The following is a 16,298-nucleotide window of genomic DNA, read 5'->3' as shown; positions in this document are numbered from 1 at the left end:
ATGACCGACAGTTTCGAGACCGAAAAGACCCGCGCCAGCGCCTGGTTCCGGCAGCTGCGCGACGACATCACCGCCGCCTTCGAAGCGTTGGAGGACAGCCATTCCGAAGGCCCGTTCAGCGATCGCGCGCCCGGCCGGTTCGAGGTGTCCAAGACCACGCGCCACGCCGATGACGGCGCGGATGCGGGCGGCGGGTTGATGAGCGTGATGCGCGGCGGGCGGGTGTTCGAAAAGGTCGGTGTCAACGTCTCGACCGTCTACGGCGCGCTTGGTCCTGCCGCGCAAAAGGCGATGGCGGCGCGCGGCGTGCCGGGCATGGAAGACGATCCGAGCTTCTGGGCCTCGGGCATCAGCCTTGTGGCGCATATGCAGAACCCGCACGTGCCCGCGGTGCACATGAACACGCGGATGTTCTGGACGCCGCATGCCTGGTGGTTCGGCGGCGGCTCCGACCTCAACCCCTGTATCGAATACGCCGAGGACACCGCGCATTTCCACGCCACGCAGAAAGCCCATCTCGATCCGCACGGGGACGCGCTCTATCCCGAGCTCAAGGCCTGGGCGGACGAGTATTTCTTCGTTCCCCATCGCGGCCGCGCCCGCGGCGTCGGAGGCATCTTCATGGACGATCGCAATTCCGGCGATTGGGAGGCCGATTTCGCGCTGACACAGGACATCGGCCGTGCCTTCCTGCCCGCCTATCTGCCGCTGGTCGAAAGGCGCCGGGTGCAGGCGTTCACCGATGCCGACAAGGACGCCCAGCTAGTCCACCGCGGGCTTTATGCCGAATACAACCTCGTCTACGACCGCGGCACCAAGTTCGGGCTGGCCACCGGTCACGACGCCAACGCGGTGCTGATGAGCCTGCCGCCTGTGGCCAAGTGGACCTGATCCGCTTCATCTGGCCTGAAATATCCCGGGGAGTGTGAGGGGCTGGCCCCTCACCGAGGCATCACAACACGCGCCAAGCCCCCGGCTCGAGCCCTTCGACCGACCACTCGCCCACCGACCAGCGCACCAGCCGCAGGCAGGGCAGACCGACATGCGCCACCATCCGCCGCACCTGCCGGTTGCGCCCTTCGGTAATGGTCAGCCGCAGCCAGGAATCGGGCACCGTCTTGCGCAGCCGGATCGGCGGGTCGCGGGGCCACAGGTCAGGCGGTGCGATGGCTTCGGCCTGCGCCGGACGGGTCGGGCCGTCCTTCAGCACAACGCCGCGCCGCAACGCATCCAGTTGCGGCGTGTCCGGTCTTCCTTCGACTTGTACGAGATAGGTTTTGGGTTTGGCGAATTTCGGCGCGGCGATCCGCGCCTGCAGCCGCCCGTCATCGGTCAGCACCAGCAGGCCTTCGCTGTCACGGTCTAGGCGACCCGCCGGGTAGACGCCCGGCAGGTCGATGAAATCCGACAGCGTGGCGCGGGGGCTGTCGGCATTGCCGCGATCGGTGAATTGCGACAGCACGCCGTAGGGCTTGTTGAACAGGACGACGCGGCTCATGGCCGCCTTGCGGCGAAGAACGCTTTCAACACCGCCTCGGCCTCTTCGGCGGCTATGCCGTCGTATATTTCGGGCGCGTGGTGGCATTGCGGATGCGCGAAGACCCGCGCGCCATGCGCCACGCCACCGGACTTGGGATCGGCCGCCGCATAGTACAGCCGACGGATGCGGGCAAAGGATATCGCGGCGGCACACATCGGACAGGGTTCCAGCGTCACATAGAGATCGTGATCAGGAAGCCGTTCCGACCCGGCGGCAGCGCAGGCGGCGCGCAGCACCTCGATTTCGGCATGGGCGGTGGGATCGCTGCGTTCGCGCGTGCGGTTCCCGGCCTGGGCGACGACCCGCCCGTCCGGACCGACCAGTACCGCGCCAACGGGCACTTCGCCGCGCGCGGCTGCGGCGCGGGCTTCAGCAAGGGCGGTATCCATATGGCCGGGCGATTGCATGATCCGCCTCTTAGCGCGGCGCAGGCGCGCATCGCAACGCTTTCCCCGGCGCGGGCTTTGCGTTAGAGCCGCCGCATGAGCAGCAAGTCCGAACAGACAGGCGACCGGATCGCCAAGGTGATCGCCCGCGCGGGACGCGCCAGCCGTCGCGAGGCGGAGCGATTGATCCTGGCAGGCCGCGTCACGGTGAACGGCGCCGTGATCGACAGCCCGGCGCTGAACGTCACGGACAGTGACAGGGTCACCGTGGACGGCGTCGCCCTGGAAGCGCCCGAAGCGCCGCGGATGTGGCTTTATCACAAAAAGCCCGGCCTCGTGACGACGCATCGCGACGACCAGGGGCGCCCGACGATCTTCGACGACCTGCCCGACGATCTGCCGCGCGTGATGTCGGTGGGCCGGCTGGACCTGAATTCCGAAGGCCTGCTTTTGCTGACCAATGACGGCGCGCTGAAACGGCGGATGGAACTGCCGTCCACCGGCTGGCTGCGCCGGTACCGTGTCCGGGTCAACGGCCGTCCGACCGACGCCATGCTGCAACCGCTCCGTGACGGGATCGTGGTCGAAGGTCAGCGTTTCCAGCCGATGGTGGTAACGCTGGACCGGCAACAGGGTGCCAATGCCTGGCTGACGGTCGGCCTGCGTGAGGGAAAGAACCGCGAGGTTCGCCGCGCGATGGCCGATATCGGGCTGACGGTGAACAGACTGATCCGGGTTTCCTATGGTCCGTTCCAGTTGGGACAGCTGAAACCGGGTGAAGTGCAAGAGGTCCGAGGACGGGTCGTGCGCGACCAGTTGGGACTGGACGGCGCCAAGCCCGACAGGCCCAAACCGTCCCGTCGCCGACGCGGCAAACCAGGCTGAACCTTTCTGGCGCGGCGTTAACTATTCCTTGTTTTTTCGAATCCTTGCCCAGATTTCGCCGGGATTCGGCGAAACACTCGCCCCATGTGGACCTTGATTGCGCTGGCCGTTCTGGCCATGACCCTTGTCGCGATACTGACCAGCCTGCGTGAAGTGACGCAGGACACGATCGGTGCGATCAGCGTGGCTGCGACACGCGCGCGCCAGCGCAGCGGCCTGCATGGGCGGTTGGCCTTTGCCGCGTTGTGGCTGCTCATCTTCGGCCTGAGCTATTTTTGAGGATGGCGACATGAAGCTGCAACGCGCCCGGATCATCCGCATGGTCGAACCCCACGCCGTCGGCAATCTGGGGGCGCTTTTCCTTGCTGCGATACCGGTTCTGATCTGGCCGTTCGGCGCAGACCATTTCAGCATGACGACTGCGGCGGTCATGATGGGCTTCCTGGGCCTTGCGCTGCATCTTATCGGCAACGGTCTGGCGCTGCAGAACGCCCATCGCGCCGATCCGTCGAACCCGCTGCCACGCTTGCCGTACAAGGCTTTCGGCTACTTGCTGATCGGGCTGGTCGTGTTCGTCCTGGCCGGTCACAAGATCGACGGACTGCTTCCGGCATCGCTGTGCGGGATATTGGCCGCGGGGCTGGCATTTGCCGCCTTCGGCCCTGACACCCTTGCGCAAAACGCTTCCCGGGCCGAGGAATCCGCTGTCGAGACGGACGACAGCCCGGATCCGGCAGGAAGCACCGCCGGGCAGTTCGACTTGATCATCGGCCGTGTCGCCAGGCTCGGCGATACCGATCTGACCTACCGCACGGAATCGGCACGCGACCGGGTGATCGCCAGATTGCGTACGGCGGCGGCCAGCCATGCCGAAACGCCGAAAGGCGAAAAGGCGACAGCCAAGTTGCTGCGCCTGCTGGACGCCGAAGTGGCACGGCTCGAAACCCAATGGGACGGCTCGGGCTCTCAGTTCGCCCGCACGCGTTACGTCGCGGCGCTCGACGCGTTGGTGTCCGCCTTCGAGAACATGATGCACCGCCGGGTCGCGTCGCCCAAGGAAGACATCTACGACCGCGAAGCCGACCTGCTTCTGAACCGCATGCCGCGGGAAAGCGCGGCCTGAGGACGAACGCAGGGCTTTCCCCCTAGCAAGCCGTGACAATTCCCCTTACCTTTGCTGCGACACAGCACAAACGGGGGGTGTTATGTCCGGCACAGCCTTGCAAAAGGTCGCCTACATCCTGTTGATCCTGCTGCTCTTCGGTGTGACGTCCGGGGTCATCGGAGGCATGTGAGATGGCCAAGCGGTATGGCGGAAAATTCAGCCCCGATGGCGGCGGGCCGGAACAGGGCGCGGACCGCCCGGCTTATCACGGCGCGCAGGTCGATCCGGTCGGCGCGCGCTCGAATGTGCTTTTCATCCCTCCTGTCATTCTGGCCTTCACCTCGCTCAACGACGGGGCGACCGGACTGGCCGCCGGCCTGATCGGAGCCGGGTCGCTGCTGCTGGGTGCCTGGCTGTTGCGCGACGGGCTCAAGGCCGAAGCCGCCTACAACGCCCGCAAGGTCGCACGGCGGCCGGGAATCCCGCGCAAGACCTTTGCCGCGGTCCTGGCCGGGATCGGCACCGCGGTCGCCGCCTGGAAGGCCGAACCGGGTTTCGTCGCACCGGCGATATTCGGAATTGCGGCAGGCGTGTTGCATATCGGCGCCTTCGGCTTCGACCCGATGCGCGACAAGGGAATGGAAGGCATCGACACCTTTCAGCAGGATCGCGTGGCCAAGGCAGTCGACCAGGCCGAAGCGCATCTTGCCGCGATGGCCGACGCGGTGCGTCGCGCCGGCGACCGCCAGGTCGAGGCCCGCGTCGAACGCTTTACCATCAAGGCACGCGAACTGATCCGCACGGTCGAGGAAGACCCGCGCGACCTGACCGCTGCCAAGAAATACCTGGGCGTCTACCTGATGGGCGCGCGGGATGCGGCAGGCAAGTTCGCCGACGTCTATTCGCGCACGCAGGACCGCGAGGCGCGGTCGGGCTTCATGATGCTGCTGACCGATCTCGAGGAAAGCTTTGGCCAGAAGACACGCAAGCTGCTTCTGGACGACAATACCGACCTGACGGTCGAAATCGATGTGCTGCGCGATCGCTTGCAGCGCGAAGGTGTGCGCCTCGACCAGGGGTGACGGAATTTACACGGAGGTATTCCATGTCTGAAACGGTCCGCCAGAAAGCGCAGGAGGCGCTGGCGCTTGTCGATGAAGTCACCGCGGTGATCCTGCCCGAACCGGCCGAGGCCAACGCCGTCGTGCCATTGGCCGAGGCCCCGGCCGAGGTCGGCGCCGAGATCCGGTCGCGCATGGGCGAGATCGACATGGACGACACCAATTCCATCGTCTCTTTCGGCTCGGCCGCCCAGGCCGAGTTGCAGGAAATCAGCCAGGCGATGCTGTCGGACGTCCGCAACAAGGATGTGGGCCCCGCGGGCGACAGCCTGCGCGGCATCGTCACCACGATCCGCGGCTTTTCGGTATCGGAACTGGACGTCCGCCGCGACCGCACCTGGTGGGAAAAGCTGCTGGGCCGGGCCGCGCCCTTCGCCAAGTTCACTGCGCGCTTCGAAAAGGTGCAGGGCCAGATCGACCGGATCACCGACAACCTGCTGGAGCACGAACACAAGCTGCTCAAGGACATCAAGTCGCTCGACCTGCTCTATGAGAAGACCCTGCAATTCTACGATGAACTGGCGCTTTATATCGCCGCGGGCGAGGAAAAGCTGAAAGAACTGGACGAAAAGGATATCCCGGCGAAAGAGGCCCAGGTCCAGAAAGCGCCCGAGAACGACCAGGTGATGATGGCGCAGGAATTGCGCGACCTGCGCGCGGCGCGCGACGATCTGGAACGCCGGGTGCACGACCTCAAACTCACCCGCCAGGTCACGATGCAATCGCTGCCGTCGATCCGCCTGGTGCAGGAAAACGACAAGTCGCTGGTGACCAAGATCAACTCGACCCTGGTCAACACGGTTCCGCTTTGGGAAACCCAACTGGCCCAGGCCGTGACCATCCAGCGCAGCGCCGAGGCCGCCGCCGCCGTGCGCGACGCGAATGATCTGACCAACGAATTGCTGACCGCCAACGCCAAGAACCTGCGCGACAGCAACCGCATGATCCGCGAGGAAATGGAGCGCGGCGTCTTCGACATCGAGGCGGTCAAGCAGGCCAATGCAGACCTGATCGGTACGATTCAGGAAAGCCTTCAGATCGCCGACGAAGGCAAGGCGCGACGCGCCGCCGCCGAGGCCGAGTTGAAGAAGATGGAGGCCGAATTGCGCGACACGCTCGCGTCGGCCAAGGCCCGCCGCGACGGGGTCGGCGACAATGCCGGCACCGCGGTTCCCGCCAACTGACATGGCCGCGGGGCGCCTGTTCAGGGCCGCCTGCGCGGCCGCACTGGCCGTGGCCCTGACCGGGTGCGACACCAGTCAGCTTGCGCCCCGCAACACGGCCACGACACCGCAGACCCGGCCCGCCGGACTGGTGCCGCCCAAACCGGCTGCGGCGACGCCGGCACCACAACAGGCATCGCAGGCCAGTCGTGACCTCGCCCGCTACTATGCACGGCTGCAATCGGACCTGCTGGCGCGCGGTTTGCTGCGCACCGATGGCGGCGGGCCCGATACGCTCTACACCGACGAGATGCTGCTGCGGAATTTCCAGCGAATCGCCCTGGCCGACGAATATCGCCGGGGCAGCGGATTGTCCCCGGCTGGTCGCGACGACGACAGCGCCATCAAGAAATGGACCAAGCCGATTCGCGTTTCGGCGGAATTCGGCGCGGCTGTGCCCGCCGAGCAGGCCGCGTCAGACCGCCGTCAACTGTCGGCCTTCGTCTCGCGTTTGTCACGCATCACCGGCCATCCCATCGCGATGTCCGACGCCGATCCGAACTTCTACGTTCTGTTCATGACCGAAGACGACCGCGCCTCGGTCGTTCCGCGCATTCGCCAGATCGTGCCGGACGTGAACCCGGTAGCGCTGCGCGTCTTCGAAACCCTGCCGCGGTCGATTCACTGCCTCGTCATTGCCTTTTCCGATACGCCGGGGGGATACGACTACGGTACCGCGATCGCGCTGATCCGGTCGGAACATCCCGACCTGCTGCGCCTGTCCTGCATCCACGAAGAGGTCGCCCAAGGCCTGGGCCTTGGCAACGACGATCCGTCGGCCCGGCCGTCGATCTTCAACGACGACGACGAATTCGCGCTGCTGACAAGCCATGACGAATTGCTGCTGCGCATTCTCTACGACCCCCGCCTGCGACCCGGCATGACCGCCGAAGAAGCCATGCCCATCGCCCGCCAGAAGGTGGCCGAGCTTATGGGCGGACCCAGCTGACACCAAGGAGGCCCCGATGGGTATTTTCGATTTCCTGACCGGCGAATTCATCGACGTCATCCACTGGACCGACGACACTCGCGACACGATGGTCTGGCGCTTCGAGCGCGAGGGGCACGAGATCAAGTACGGCGCCAAGTTGACGGTTCGTGAAGGTCAGGCCGCGGTGTTCGTGCATGAGGGCCAACTGGCGGATGTCTTCACACCCGGGCTCTACATGCTCGAGACCAACAACATGCCGATCCTGACGACGCTCAATCACTGGGATCACGGTTTCCGCAGCCCCTTCAAATCCGAGATCTACTTCGTCAACACGACGCGGTTCAACGATCTGAAATGGGGCACCAAGAACCCGATCATCTGCCGCGATCCGGAATTCGGCCCGGTGCGGCTGCGCGCCTACGGATCGTATTCGGTGCGGGTCAGCGACCCGGCCAAGTTCCTGGTCGAAATCGTCGGCACCGACGGCGAATTCACCATGGACGAGATCAGCTATCACATCCGCAACATCCTGGTGCAGGAGTTTTCGCGCACGTTGGCGCGCGCCGGTATCCCGGTGCTGGACATGGCCGCAAACACCCGCGAACTTGGCATGCTGGTCGCGCGCGAGATCGCGCCGGTCCTGGCGCAATACGGACTGGATATCCCCGAACTCTATGTCGAGAACATCTCGCTGCCGCCGAAGGTGGAGGAGGTTCTGGACAAGCGCACCTCGATGGGCGTGATCGGCAATCTCAACGAATACATGCACTTTCAGGCCGCCGAAGGTATCGGACGCGAAGGTGCGGGCGCCGGCGTAATCCAGGCCGGTGTCGGCGCGGGCCTCGGCATGCAGATCGGCGCCCAGATGGCGCAGGCCGGTCCCTGGGGCGCGCGTCCGGCGGAAACGGCACCCGCCGCCATCGCGCCGCCTCCGCCGCCGGTCGAGCATGTCTGGCACATCGCCAACGGCGGCGAGACGACCGGCCCGTTCTCCAAGGCGGCTCTTGGCCGGATGGCAAGCGGCGGCGAACTGACCCGTGACAGCTGGGTGTGGACAGCCGGCCAGGACGGCTGGAAACGCGCGGGCGAAGTAATGGAACTGGCGCAGCTTTTCACCGTTCTGCCACCGCCGCCACCCGAAACGTGATCGCGCCACCCCGCGATCGTTCGCGGACGGTATCGTCAGAGCGTATTTGTGAAAGAGAAGAAGCAAGGGACGCGGGCCCGGCATGGAAGAGCGCACGAAAACCGTCGAAGAACACCGCTTTCCCTGCCAGCAATGCGGCGCGGATTACCGCTATGCTCCAGGCGAATCGCACCTGGTTTGCGACCATTGCGGCGACACGCAGGACATCGCCGCCGTGGGCCCGTGGGAAGGCGGCATCGCCGAGCTGGATTTCCGCACCGCGATGGACAACCTGCTGCCCTTGCAGGAGATGGAGGAAACCCGCGTCTCGCAGTGCCCGAACTGTGCCGCGCAGGTGGAATTCGATCCGGACCTGCACGCCGCCGAATGCCCGTTCTGCGCCACGCCGGTCGTCACCGATACCGGCACGCACCGGCATATCAAGCCGCGCGGCCTGCTGCCCTTCGCGCTGGATGAAGCGGCCGCGCGAACGGCCATGACCGATTGGCTTGGCAGCCTCTGGTTCGCGCCGAACGGCCTGCAGGACTACGCGCGAAAGGGGCGGCGGATGCAGGGCATCTATGTGCCCTACTGGACCTTCGACGCCGACACCAAGTCGGCCTATCGCGGTGAACGCGGCACGGTTTACTACGAGAGCCGCACGGTCATGCGCGACGGCAAGCGCGAAACGATTCGCGTGCAGAAGATCCGCTGGAACCCCGCCTCGGGTCGCGTGGCGCGGTTCTTCGACGACGTGCTGGTGCTGGCCTCGCGGTCCCTGCCCAAGCGCTTTACCGACGCGCTGGAACCCTGGGACCTGGCCGCACTGGAACCCTACCGGCCGGAATTCCTCGCCGGCTTCCGCGCCGAAGGTTATCAGGTTGACCTGGACGAAGGCTATCACGAGGCCCGCGCCCACATGGACCGCGTGATCGAGCGCGACGTCAAATTCGACATCGGCGGTGACCGCCAGCGCATCCACCACATCGACACCCGGGTCAGCGACGTGACCTTCAAGCATGTCCTGCTGCCGGTTTGGCTGGCCGCCTACAAGTATCGCGGCAAGACCTATCGCTTTGTCGTCAACGGCCGTACCGGCCGGGTTCAGGGCGAACGGCCATGGTCCGCCTGGAAGATCGCCATTGCCGTTGCCGTCGGCCTGAGTCTCGCCGCTGCCATCGGCTATGCCGTCGCCCTGAACCAGGGCGCCATCTGATCCTCAGCCCTTCTTGACCTTGATCTTGGTACCGGAGCCCTGTTCGGGCGCCTTACGCGGCACGGTGACCTCCAGCACACCGTCCTTGACATGCGCCTCGGCCTTTTCGGCATCCGCGTCACCGGGCAACCGGAACGACCGCCGGAACGCACCATACTGGCGTTCGCTGAAATACCAGGTGTCGCCCTTGTCCTCGCGGCTTTCCGATTTCTCGCCGGAAACGGTCAGTACGCCCTGGTCGACGTTCAACTCGATCGCGTCCTCTCCGACGCCCGGCAATTCCAGCGAAATGCGATACGCCTTGTCGTCCGAAGAGGCATCGGAAGCGGGCGACAACCATTCGCCCAGCTTGCTGCTCAGACCGCGGAACGGTGCATAGAGGTTCGGCCACAAGCCGGTCTGGTTCGATTCGACCATGGATTGGTGCTCCTTTCTAAAGTTCCCGGATCCAATATGACCGGCCTCGCGGCCACCGGTTTGATCCGACGCAAATCGGCGGCTTGCCGATCGCCGTCGGTTTCGGCATGTTAGCGCAAACGGGAAAAGGACCCTCGCCATGATCCTATGCTGCGGAGAAGCGCTGATCGACATGCTGCCGCGGGAAACCGCCAGCGGCGAACGGGCCTTTGCGCCCTATGCCGGCGGATCGGTTTTCAACACCGCCATCGCACTGGGCCGGCTGGGCGCGCCATCGGGCTACCTTGGCGGCCTGTCGACGGACCTGTTCGGCACGCTGCTCAGCGACACCTTGGGGGCCAGCCATGTCGATCACAGCCTCTGCCCGCGCTCGCCCCGTCCCACGACGCTGGCCTTCGTCACGCTGACGAACGGTCAAGCGCAATACGCCTTCTACGACGAAGGCACCGCCGGGCGAATGTTCGAGGCATCGGACCTGCCCGATCTCGACGGCAGCACCACCGCGCTGTTCTTCGGTGGCATCAGCCTGGTGTCGGAACCGCAGGCGAACACCTATGCCGCGCTTTGCACCGGAGACAACGACCGCGTGGTGATGATCGATCCCAATATCCGCCCCGGCTTCATCTCCGACGAAGCGAAATACCGCACGCGGCTGGGCGCCATGTTGGGCCGCGCCGATATCGTCAAGGTGTCGGACGAAGACATGCACTGGCTGGCCACCTCGCCCGCCGAGCTTTTGCAAGCCGGTGCGCGAATCGTCCTGGTCACGCGCGGCGCCGACGGGATCGATCTGGTGACGGACCAGGGCGAACACCGGATCGCCGCGCGCAAGGTCGCCGTGGTCGATACCGTGGGCGCAGGCGATACCTTCAATGCCGGGTTCCTCGCCGGCCTGCACCGCGCAGGCGCGCTGGACCGCAAGTCGTTGGGGGCCGATCCGGACGCCCTGCTTGCCGCCGCCGATCTCGGCATTCGCGCGGCCGCTGTGACGGTCAGCCGCGCAGGTGCCAACCCGCCCTGGGACCGCGAATTGTGAGGGCGCTCATCCAGCGCGTTTCGCAGGCCCGGGTCGCCGTCGATGGCGCGACGCTCGCCGAGATCGGTCCGGGTCTTCTGGTCCTGGTCTGTGCGATGCAGGGCGACACCGACGCGCAGGCCGAAAGGCTGGCCGCAAAGATCGCCAGGTTGCGCATCTTCAAGGACAGCGACGGCAAGATGAATCGCGCTGTCGGCGATATCGGCGGCTCGGCCCTGGTGGTCAGCCAGTTCACCCTGGCCGCCGACACCGCGCGCGGCAACCGTCCCGGCTTTTCCACCGCCGCACCGCCGGACGAAGGTGAGCGTCTCTACGAATACTTCACCGCACAGTTGGACACCCTGGGCATTCCGGTCGCCAAGGGCCGTTTCGGCGCCGACATGGCCGTCAGCCTGACCAATGACGGCCCGGTCACCATCTGGATGGACACCGAGACCTGACGGGCGAAACCGCACCCCTTCTTCTCTTTGAGAAATACGCACTTCTCCGAGCCACCGCCAAAGGCGGCGGCGAGACATCCCGTGCGGCCGCATGGCCGCTCATCTTCCGGGATCACGGCTCGCGCAGCGCTTCGCGCGACTTGTAGAGCGGCTTCAGCAGGTATTGCAGAACCGTCTTCTCGCCGGTGTGCAATTCCACCTGCGCCAGCATGCCCGGGCGGATTTCGATCCGCGCCTGCCGGTCGGTCAACGATCCCATGTCCACCCGCAGCGTAACCTTGTAATGCGGTGGGTCATCGGGGCGGCGATCGTCCTTGAACGTGTCGGCGGAAATCACGTCAACCCGAGCCTTCAGCGTACCGTAAACGGTGTAATCATACGACGTGAGCTTGATCGTCGCGGCCTGCCCCGGGCGGATATTGGCGATATCCTCGGGCGCCACCTGCGCCTCGACATGCAGTTCCTCATCCATCGGGGTGATCTGCAGGATTTCCTCGCCCGGACGCACCACCCCGCCGATCGTCGTGACATGCAGCTTGTTCACCACGCCATGCATCGGGCTGGTCAGGACGGTGCGGTTCAACTGGTCTTCGCTGGACTTGAGATTCTGCCTTAGCGTCGCCAGTTCCTTCAACGTGTCCGAATATTCCTCGGCGCGCTTCAGTTCGGTCTGGGTGACGATCTCGTCATGCTTGTTCTTGGCGTCGGCATGGGCCTTGCGCGCCCGGGTCACCTCGATCAGCGCCACCACCTTCTTGTCCAGCAGGTCCTCCAGCAGTTTCAACTCGTTCGCCGCCTGGGTCAGCACCTGCCGCGCGCCGTCGCGGCGGGCGACGTAATCCGATTGCCGCGCCTCCAGCAATGCGCGCTCCGAGGCGACCATGTCGGGAAGACGGTCGGCCAGATCGTCGGGAACGGCGAACCGGCTTTCGCCCGCCAGTTCCGCCTCGAGCCGCAACCTGCGGATTTCCAGCGCTGTGATCTGGTCCTGGAGGTCATCCACCGAAGACCGGAATTGCGTGCCGTGCAGCTTGGCCAGCACGTCGCCGCGCAGCACCTCGTCGCCTTCCTTGACCAGCAATTCCGCCAGGATACCGCCTTCGAGGTTCTGGATGATCTGCGGCCGCGAGGACGAGATGATCTCGCCGTCGGCGCGCACGATTTCGTCGATCCAGGCATAGGACGCCCAGATGATGAACACCCAGACCGTCGCCGCGCACAGCCAGATGGTCAATGACGGGCCGCGCAGGGTGGCGGCCAGTTGCGCCTGGAGATTGGTCGTCGAAACCGCCATGTCACGCCACCCCCTGTGCGGTGCGCAGATGTTCCAGCACCTGGTCGCGCGGGCCATCCACGGCCATCCGCCCGTTCGCCAGGATCAATGTGCGCGACGCCAGTTTCAGGATCGGCACGCGATGGGTGGCAATCACCGCCGTGCGGCCCTGCAGCCACTGTTCCAACCGCGAGATCAACGTCTGTTCCAGCGTCTGGTCCAGCGCCGCCGTCGGTTCGTCGAGCAGGCAGATATCGGGGTCCTGCAGCCACAGCCGCGCCCAACCGATGCTTTGGCGCTGGCCCACGGACAGGCCCGACCCGCCATCGAGGATATCAAGGTCCAGTCCCTTGGGATGGGCTTTCACGAATTGGCCAAGACCCGCGAAATCCAGCGCCGAAAACAGCCGGTCGTCGTCGCGTTCCAGCATGGTCAGGTTCAGGTTGTCCCGCAGCGTCCCGTGGAACAATCGCACATCCTGACCCAGGTAGCCGATGCGCCTGCGCAGGTCGCGCGGCTCGATCTGGCCCATTTCGACCCCGTCCAGCATCAGCTTGCCCGTCGCGGGCGCATAGAGACCCGACAACAGCTTGAGCAGCGTCGACTTGCCCGATCCGTTGGCACCCAGAACGGCCACAACCTGCGCCGGCTTGATCGCCAGCCCCGGCAGGTCCAGCACGGCGGCGCCTTCGGGATCGTAGCGGAAGGTCACGTATCGCAATTCGTACTGGCCCCGCAGATTGTCCCGCCGCAGATAGGTGCGCGCAACGCTGCGATCCTGCTCGGCCTCGGCGATGGCATCCAGCCCGTCAAGCGCCGTCCTGACGTTGCCCCACCGCGCGAGGATACCCGAGATCTGGGTCAGCGGCGCCAGCGTGCGCGAGGTCAGGATGCCCACGGCGATGATCGAGCCCACGGTGAACTGCCCGGCGAAAACCAGGAAGGTGCCCGCGATCACCGCCGCGACATAGGTCGCCTGCTGCACCCCCTGGCTCCAGAAACTCAGCGCCGCGGACAGCTTGCGTTGCTGCGAGCTTTTCAGTGCCTGAACAGCGGTCAATTCGTCCCAGATACGTGCGAAGCGATCCTCGCCGCGCTGCGTCTTGATCGTGTCCAGCTCGCAGACCGTTTCCTGCAGCAGCCGCGATTGCCTGGCCGACGCGCCCTGCATTTCCTGGGTCAGCCGGATCATGCGGCGTTGCAGGAAAAAGCCCGGCAGCACCATCAGGATGCCACCCGCGATCAGCACCCAGACGACGCTGCCCGCGATCGACCAGACCAGTGCAAGAAAGATGAAGATGAAGGGGATATCGGCCAGCGCGCCGACGGTCGAGGCGGTGAAGAACTCGCGCACCGAACCGAATTCCCGCATCGCGGCGAACAGTTGCGCGGGCGACCGGCCAGGCATGTCCGACCGCATGCCCATCAGCCGGCCCATCAGCAGCGATTGCACGCCCATCTCGATCTGCCGCCCCGCCCCGTCCAGCAATTGCGACCGTGCGACCTTGAGAAACCCCTCGAGCATCAGCGCCAATGCCGCACCGATGGCCAACACCCACAGCGTCGCGGTGCTTTGGTGCGGGATCACGCGGTCGTAGACCTGCAACGAAAACAGGGCGACGGACACCGCGAGGATATTGGCCACGAACGAGCCAAGCGCCACTTCGCCGAAATGTCGCGAAAAGCGGCTGAACTGCCCCCAGAACCAGTGCCGGTCGCGATCGACCTTGGCGTGGGTTTCCGACAGCGCGGCGACCGGTGCTTCGGCACACAGCACCGTCCCGCTGAAATAGGGGCCGAATTCCGCGATCGGAACCAGGCTTTGCTTGTCCTTGGCGGTATCGTCATAGACCACGAGATCGCGATCCTGCTGACCCAGGACCAGCACCACCTGGCCATTCGCCATCAGCGCCAGCGCGGGCCAGAAATCGGCCGAAAGCGCTTGCACCCGGTGCGTTTCGGCGATCAGACCGGCGGCCCGCAAACCGCCCAGCAACGCATCGGCACCGAAACGGCCATCGGGCGTCGCGTCGCGGGTCAGTGCCTCGACGATGTCGGGCAGCTTGGCCTCGATCCCAAGACGCCCGGCCAGGATGCGGATCAGTCTGGCGCGGTTCGCCGCCTTGTCGCTGTGCCGCGGCGCGGGGCGCGGGCCGTCGACCGCTGTCGCACCACCCGGCACCGCGCGAAAAACCGCGTTGCGCGCGCGACCGGCAAGCGAGATCACCGGCCCGCCGGTCAAATCCGCGCGCCTTCGGCCAGCGCGCCGCGCAGACGCGCCAGTTCCAGCGCGGCACGGGCGGCCCGGTACTTCAGGTCGATTTCGGTTTCCAACGCGCTGGCATAGGTCTCGTAGACGTTGACCACGTCCATCACCTGCCGCTGCCCGCCTTCGTATTGACGCTGGAACAGGTCGAGGTTCTGTTTTGCCGACGCCGTGAGCGCCGCCGCTTCGGCAGCTTGACGCTCGAAAGCTTCCAACTGGCGCGATTGCGAGGCGATCTGGCGGCGGGCGGTTTCGTCGGCCTCGCCGATCCGGCGCTCTGCCGTCAGCTTGGTCGCCTCGAGCGCCTTGAGCTCGGCCATCGTGCCCAGCCCGAACAACTGGTCCGAGCCGGCTTCCAAACCGCCGCTCAGGCCGTCCTTGCCAAGGGTGCCTGTGGCCGACAGGCCCGGCAGATGACCGGCCCGTGCGATACGCGCCTCCGCAAGGGTGCGGTCGCGTTCCGCCTCGGCACGCAGCACGGCCAACGCACGGCCAGCCGCGACCGGTTGCAGCGCGGACAGGCCGCGCACATCGTCGAGCGGCACGGCCGACATGGCGTTCAACTCGGCCATCGCGGTTGTCACCGCCTCTTGCGCCTCGCCTTGCCGCGCGCGGATCGACGCCAGCTTTTGCCGGATCACGTTCAGATCGGCCATGTTCGACACGCCACCCTCGACCCGCTGCTGCATGACCCATTCGAACTGGCTCATGTCCCGCAGCGCGACCTCGTAATGGGCCTGGCGCGTCCGGCCTTCCTCGGCCTTCAGGTAAAGCGACAGCGCCTCGAACACCCGCGCGTTGCCGTCTTCGACCAGCGTCACGGCCGCCAGTTCGACATCGGCCTTGGCAAGGTCACGCTCGGCCTGCTTGCGGCCGTTGTCGAACAGCACCTGGTTGATCAGCAGTTCGGCGACGAAATCACCCAGCGAATTCAGCGACACGCGCGGCCCGATCCGGGGCAGCCAGTTGCGCCTGGCGGCCTCGGCGCGCAGCCGCGCGACACGCAACTCGGCCTCGGCCACCCGTGCGTCCGAGGCGATCACGCCGTCGGCGATGCGGGCATAGGCCGTGCCGGGTGTCAGCGCCGTCGGGCGTACCTGAAGTGCCGCGATGATCGGCGAAGCGTCTTCGGCGCGTGCGACAGCGGGCTGGGCCGCGCTTTCCTGCGGCGCCGCCACCTGCGGTCCGCCGATGAAGCGCGACACCACACCGTCACCGGTCCCCTTGATGCACCCGGGCAAGACGACGATCGCCGCGATCATGCCCAGGCTTCGCCTGCTCAACGTCATCTCTGCCCCCGTGACCGGCAAGAATTATGGTTATCTCGGGATCC

17 protein-coding genes are annotated in these 16,298 nt (G+C 65.7%); 11 read left to right on the top strand and 6 right to left on the bottom strand.

The features are described 5' to 3' along the window. Window positions 1-891, top strand: a complete 891-nt coding sequence (gene hemF / locus KUH32_RS09070) for an oxygen-dependent coproporphyrinogen oxidase (protein ID WP_217777709.1) — start codon at window positions 1-3, stop codon at window positions 889-891. 61 nt (window positions 892-952) lie between these two features. On the opposite strand, the gene KUH32_RS09065 is transcribed toward hemF, so the two are convergent. After that, window positions 953-1,498: a pseudouridine synthase gene (locus tag KUH32_RS09065; RefSeq protein WP_217777708.1), complete on the bottom strand. Its 546-nt coding sequence runs from the start codon at window positions 1,496-1,498 to the stop codon at window positions 953-955. Next, a complete protein-coding gene (locus tag KUH32_RS09060) occupies window positions 1,495-1,947 on the bottom strand; it encodes a nucleoside deaminase (RefSeq protein WP_217777707.1) in 453 nt (150 codons plus the stop codon). The genes KUH32_RS09065 and KUH32_RS09060 overlap by 4 nt, the downstream gene beginning before the upstream one ends. A 75-nt stretch (window positions 1,948-2,022) precedes the next feature. On the opposite strand from KUH32_RS09060, the gene KUH32_RS09055 reads away from it, so the two are divergent. From KUH32_RS09055 to KUH32_RS09020, 8 genes are all read left to right on the top strand, one after another. Then, window positions 2,023-2,811 carry a pseudouridine synthase gene (locus KUH32_RS09055; RefSeq protein ID WP_217777706.1) on the top strand — a complete coding sequence of 263 codons (789 nt, stop codon included), beginning with the start codon at window positions 2,023-2,025 and terminating at the stop codon, window positions 2,809-2,811. Between the two features lie 84 nt (window positions 2,812-2,895). Then, complete coding sequence (locus tag KUH32_RS09050; RefSeq protein ID WP_217777705.1) at window positions 2,896-3,090, top strand: hypothetical protein; 195 nt, start codon at window positions 2,896-2,898, stop codon at window positions 3,088-3,090. Window positions 3,091-3,100: 10 nt separating this feature from the next. Further along, window positions 3,101-3,934, top strand: a complete 834-nt coding sequence (locus tag KUH32_RS09045; RefSeq protein WP_217777704.1) for a hypothetical protein — start codon at window positions 3,101-3,103, stop codon at window positions 3,932-3,934. Window positions 3,935-4,107: 173 nt separating this feature from the next. Next, the gene (locus KUH32_RS09040; protein ID WP_217777703.1) at window positions 4,108-4,998 is read left to right on the top strand and encodes a 5-bromo-4-chloroindolyl phosphate hydrolysis family protein; all 891 of its coding nucleotides are present in this window, start codon (window positions 4,108-4,110) and stop codon (window positions 4,996-4,998) included. A 23-nt stretch (window positions 4,999-5,021) separates the two neighbouring features. After that, window positions 5,022-6,221, top strand: a complete 1,200-nt coding sequence (locus KUH32_RS09035) for a toxic anion resistance protein (protein WP_217777702.1) — start codon at window positions 5,022-5,024, stop codon at window positions 6,219-6,221. A 1-nt stretch (window position 6,222) separates the two neighbouring features. Continuing rightward, a complete protein-coding gene (locus tag KUH32_RS09030; protein ID WP_217777701.1) occupies window positions 6,223-7,209 on the top strand; it encodes a DUF2927 domain-containing protein in 987 nt (328 codons plus the stop codon). 16 nt (window positions 7,210-7,225) lie between these two features. After that, window positions 7,226-8,338, top strand: a complete 1,113-nt coding sequence (locus tag KUH32_RS09025) for an SPFH domain-containing protein (protein ID WP_217777700.1) — start codon at window positions 7,226-7,228, stop codon at window positions 8,336-8,338. A gap of 82 nt (window positions 8,339-8,420) precedes the next feature. Then, on the top strand, window positions 8,421-9,533 hold the full coding sequence (locus KUH32_RS09020) for a TFIIB-type zinc finger domain-containing protein (RefSeq protein ID WP_217777699.1): 1,113 nt from the start codon (window positions 8,421-8,423) through the stop codon (window positions 9,531-9,533). 3 nt (window positions 9,534-9,536) lie between these two features. Here KUH32_RS09020 and KUH32_RS09015 read toward each other — a convergent pair whose 3' ends face one another. After that, on the bottom strand, window positions 9,537-9,950 hold the full coding sequence (locus KUH32_RS09015) for an Hsp20/alpha crystallin family protein (RefSeq protein ID WP_217777698.1): 414 nt from the start codon (window positions 9,948-9,950) through the stop codon (window positions 9,537-9,539). 139 nt (window positions 9,951-10,089) lie between these two features. On the opposite strand from KUH32_RS09015, the gene KUH32_RS09010 reads away from it, so the two are divergent. Beyond that, window positions 10,090-10,986 (top strand): carbohydrate kinase family protein, encoded by an 897-nt coding sequence (locus tag KUH32_RS09010; RefSeq protein WP_217777697.1) that lies wholly within the window; start codon window positions 10,090-10,092, stop codon window positions 10,984-10,986. Further along, window positions 10,983-11,426 carry a D-aminoacyl-tRNA deacylase gene (gene dtd / locus KUH32_RS09005; RefSeq protein ID WP_217777696.1) on the top strand — a complete coding sequence of 148 codons (444 nt, stop codon included), beginning with the start codon at window positions 10,983-10,985 and terminating at the stop codon, window positions 11,424-11,426. The genes KUH32_RS09010 and dtd overlap by 4 nt, the downstream gene beginning before the upstream one ends. A 112-nt stretch (window positions 11,427-11,538) precedes the next feature. On the opposite strand, the gene KUH32_RS09000 is transcribed toward dtd, so the two are convergent. Genes KUH32_RS09000 through KUH32_RS08990 form a run of 3 tightly spaced genes read right to left on the bottom strand, consistent with a single transcriptional unit; the run spans window position 11,539 to window position 16,254 of the window. After that, the gene (locus KUH32_RS09000; protein WP_217777695.1) at window positions 11,539-12,720 is read right to left on the bottom strand and encodes a beta-barrel domain-containing protein; all 1,182 of its coding nucleotides are present in this window, start codon (window positions 12,718-12,720) and stop codon (window positions 11,539-11,541) included. A 1-nt stretch (window position 12,721) separates the two neighbouring features. Continuing rightward, entirely contained in the window at window positions 12,722-14,881 is a 2,160-nt protein-coding gene (locus tag KUH32_RS08995) for an ATP-binding cassette domain-containing protein (protein ID WP_431358190.1), read from the bottom strand. Window positions 14,882-14,937: 56 nt separating this feature from the next. Further along, complete coding sequence (locus KUH32_RS08990) at window positions 14,938-16,254, bottom strand: TolC family protein (protein ID WP_254899010.1); 1,317 nt, start codon at window positions 16,252-16,254, stop codon at window positions 14,938-14,940. Between the last annotated feature and the right edge of the window lie 44 nt (window positions 16,255-16,298).

It is taken from the genome of Thalassococcus arenae (genome assembly GCF_019104745.1).
Classification (GTDB): Bacteria; Pseudomonadota; Alphaproteobacteria; order Rhodobacterales; family Rhodobacteraceae; genus Thalassococcus_B; species Thalassococcus_B arenae.
This window is presented reverse-complemented; position numbering and strand designations above follow the sequence as displayed.

Excerpts from the sequence above, each read along its gene's own strand:
- hemF (WP_217777709.1), top strand. The coding sequence starts at position 1 with ATGACCGACAGTTTCGAGACCGAAAAGACCCGCGCCAGCGCCTGGTTC.
- KUH32_RS09065 (WP_217777708.1), bottom strand. The coding sequence starts at position 1,498 with ATGAGCCGCGTCGTCCTGTTCAACAAGCCCTACGGCGTGCTGTCGCAA.
- KUH32_RS09060 (WP_217777707.1), bottom strand. The coding sequence starts at position 1,947 with ATGCAATCGCCCGGCCATATGGATACCGCCCTTGCTGAAGCCCGCGCC.
- KUH32_RS09055 (WP_217777706.1), top strand. The coding sequence starts at position 2,023 with ATGAGCAGCAAGTCCGAACAGACAGGCGACCGGATCGCCAAGGTGATC.
- KUH32_RS09050 (WP_217777705.1), top strand. The coding sequence starts at position 2,896 with ATGTGGACCTTGATTGCGCTGGCCGTTCTGGCCATGACCCTTGTCGCG.
- KUH32_RS09045 (WP_217777704.1), top strand. The coding sequence starts at position 3,101 with ATGAAGCTGCAACGCGCCCGGATCATCCGCATGGTCGAACCCCACGCC.
- KUH32_RS09040 (WP_217777703.1), top strand. The coding sequence starts at position 4,108 with ATGGCCAAGCGGTATGGCGGAAAATTCAGCCCCGATGGCGGCGGGCCG.
- KUH32_RS09035 (WP_217777702.1), top strand. The coding sequence starts at position 5,022 with ATGTCTGAAACGGTCCGCCAGAAAGCGCAGGAGGCGCTGGCGCTTGTC.
- KUH32_RS09030 (WP_217777701.1), top strand. The coding sequence starts at position 6,223 with ATGGCCGCGGGGCGCCTGTTCAGGGCCGCCTGCGCGGCCGCACTGGCC.
- KUH32_RS09025 (WP_217777700.1), top strand. The coding sequence starts at position 7,226 with ATGGGTATTTTCGATTTCCTGACCGGCGAATTCATCGACGTCATCCAC.
- KUH32_RS09020 (WP_217777699.1), top strand. The coding sequence starts at position 8,421 with ATGGAAGAGCGCACGAAAACCGTCGAAGAACACCGCTTTCCCTGCCAG.
- KUH32_RS09015 (WP_217777698.1), bottom strand. The coding sequence starts at position 9,950 with ATGGTCGAATCGAACCAGACCGGCTTGTGGCCGAACCTCTATGCACCG.
- KUH32_RS09010 (WP_217777697.1), top strand. The coding sequence starts at position 10,090 with ATGATCCTATGCTGCGGAGAAGCGCTGATCGACATGCTGCCGCGGGAA.
- KUH32_RS09000 (WP_217777695.1), bottom strand. The coding sequence starts at position 12,720 with ATGGCGGTTTCGACGACCAATCTCCAGGCGCAACTGGCCGCCACCCTG.
- KUH32_RS08990 (WP_254899010.1), bottom strand. The coding sequence starts at position 16,254 with ATGACGTTGAGCAGGCGAAGCCTGGGCATGATCGCGGCGATCGTCGTC.